Origin of the sequence: Micromonospora sp. D75, from assembly GCF_018070405.1 — a bacterium.
Taxonomy (GTDB): Bacteria; Actinomycetota; Actinomycetes; order Mycobacteriales; family Micromonosporaceae; genus Micromonospora; species Micromonospora chalcea.
Genome location: NZ_JAGPXV010000876.1, coordinates 1 through 1,877, shown reverse-complemented (window position 1 = coordinate 1,877; position 1,877 = coordinate 1). Strand labels below are relative to the sequence as shown.

At 75.7% G+C, this 1,877-nt stretch carries 3 protein-coding genes; 2 read left to right on the top strand and 1 reads right to left on the bottom strand.

Annotated features, from left to right (window positions below; genetic code table 11):
• On the top strand, nt 1–535 hold a 535-nt coding region (locus KBX39_RS30210), incomplete at its 5' end, for a M20/M25/M40 family metallo-hydrolase (protein WP_210873813.1).
• On the opposite strand, the gene KBX39_RS30205 is transcribed toward KBX39_RS30210, so the two are convergent.
• On the bottom strand, nt 492–1,493 hold the full coding sequence (locus KBX39_RS30205) for a DUF4349 domain-containing protein (RefSeq protein ID WP_210873812.1): 1,002 nt from the start codon (nt 1,491–1,493) through the stop codon (nt 492–494). The genes KBX39_RS30210 and KBX39_RS30205 overlap by 44 nt on opposite strands.
• Nucleotides 1,494–1,617: 124 nt before the next feature.
• On the opposite strand from KBX39_RS30205, the gene KBX39_RS30200 reads away from it, so the two are divergent.
• Nucleotides 1,618–1,877: MBL fold metallo-hydrolase (locus KBX39_RS30200; protein ID WP_210873810.1), on the top strand; the 260-nt coding region annotated here is incomplete at its 3' end.

Below are 1,877 nucleotides of genomic sequence, written 5' to 3'. Positions count from 1 at the left end.
GCTGGTGACCGAGGTCCCGACCCTGATCAGCCGCCGGGTGCCGGCCAACAGCGGGCTGCTGCTGGTGTTCGGCCACGCCTCGGCCGGCACCCGTTACAACGTCATCCCCTCCGAAGCGTGCGCGGCCGGCACGCTGCGGGTGATGGACCGCGACACCTGGGACGAGGCGCCCAAGATCGTGGCTCAGGTGGTGCGGGACGTGCTCGCGCCCACCGGCGCCACTGTCGATCTGGAATACCTGCGCGGCCGGCCGCCGGTGACGAACGACGCCGGCGCGATCGGCGTGCTCACCGCCGCCACCGCCGCCGCGCTCGGCCCCGACGGCATCGCCGAGACGCCGCAGAGCATGGGCGGCGAGGACTTCTCCTGGTACCTGGAGCACGTCCCCGGCGCGCTCGCCCGCCTCGGCGTGGGCCGCAGCGGGCCCAATGTGGACCTGCACCGGGCCTCGTTCGACGTGGACGAGCGCGCCATCGAGGCGGGCGTACGCCTCATGGTCCAGACCGCGCTGCGGGCACTGGCGGCGGCGCGCTGACCGGAGCGTCGGCCGGACCGGCCGGGCCCGGCGGCATCGGGCCCAGGCCCGGCTGCGGCATCGCGCCCGGGCCGGGCGGCGGCGTCCGCCGGGCCCGCCGGCGCCGCCACAGGAGCAGCAACCACAGCGGTACGCCGATCACCACCGCGAAGGGCAGCACCGCCCCGAGCACGGTCAGCGCGATGCGGGCCGAGGCCCGGAACGCCGTCCACCCGCCGTCCAGCCCGCTGCGGAAGCCCAGATCCGCCTCCTCCTCGGCGGTGCTGGCGTCCTGCCCGAGCAACGTCACGGTGATGGTGGAGAGCGCGGTCAGGTCCGCCAGCCGGCGCTTGCGCGCCTCCAGCGCGGCCAGGTCCGCCTGACGGCTGCCCACCTCGTTCTCCAGCCGGACCAGCTCGTCCACCGAACTCGCCTGGGCGAGCAGCTTGCGGGCGCTCTCCACCCGCGCCCGCTGGGTGGCGATCCGGGCGTCCAGGTCGACCACCTGCTCGGTGACGTCCTCGGTGCGGATCTCCCGGCGCTCCTGGCGGCCGAGGCCGGCGAGCTGGTCGATCACACCGGCGAACTTGTCCGCCGGCACCCGCAGGGTCAGCACCGCCCGGGCCTCGGCGGAGCGGCTCGACCGCCGGTCGCCGCCGACGAACCCACCGGCCGCTGTCACCGCGGTGACCGCCTCCCGCGACGCGGCCTCCACATCGTCCACCCGGATCTGCATCGTCCCGGTGTAGATGATGGACCGCTGGTCGACCCGCAGGTCCGCGCCGCCGGTGCCGCCGGGAGCCGCCTGGTCGCGATCCGCGCCGCCCTCGGCGGGCTGCTCGCGCGCCGCGCCTCCGTCCATGGCCGGCGCGGCCGCGTCGCCACCGCTGTCCTCGTCCGCGCCGCAGGCGCCCACGGCGAGCGCCGCGACCATGCCCACCGCCACCAGGGCAAGGCCCCGGAACCGTCGTCCACCCATTCCCCGTACTCCGATCGTCGGCGGCCCCGCCCACCGGGACCGATACCTCGGACGTGGCGCGTGGTCGCGCCGGTTCCGGCAGACTGCGCTGAGGACATCACGATTCGGTATGCGAGGAGTCACGATGCACGTCACCAAGTACTCGCACTCCTGTCTCCGGCTGGAGCACGACGGGGCGGTGCTGGTCGTCGACCCGGGTGGCTTCAGCGAGCCGGAGGCGCTGGACGGGGCGGACGCGGTGCTCGTCACCCACGAACACCCGGACCATGTGGACGTCGCCGCGCTCACCCGGGCGCTGGAGCGGCGGCCGGTGCCGGGGCACGGCCCGGCCTCGCTCGCCGGGGTGCTCGGCGACGCCGCCGAGGCGCTCGTCACCGTCTCGCC

What these genes read in the sequence shown, in the direction of transcription:
- KBX39_RS30205 (WP_210873812.1), bottom strand. Translation starts at nt 1,493, where the DNA reads ATGGGTGGACGACGGTTCCGGGGCCTTGCCCTGGTGGCGGTGGGCATG.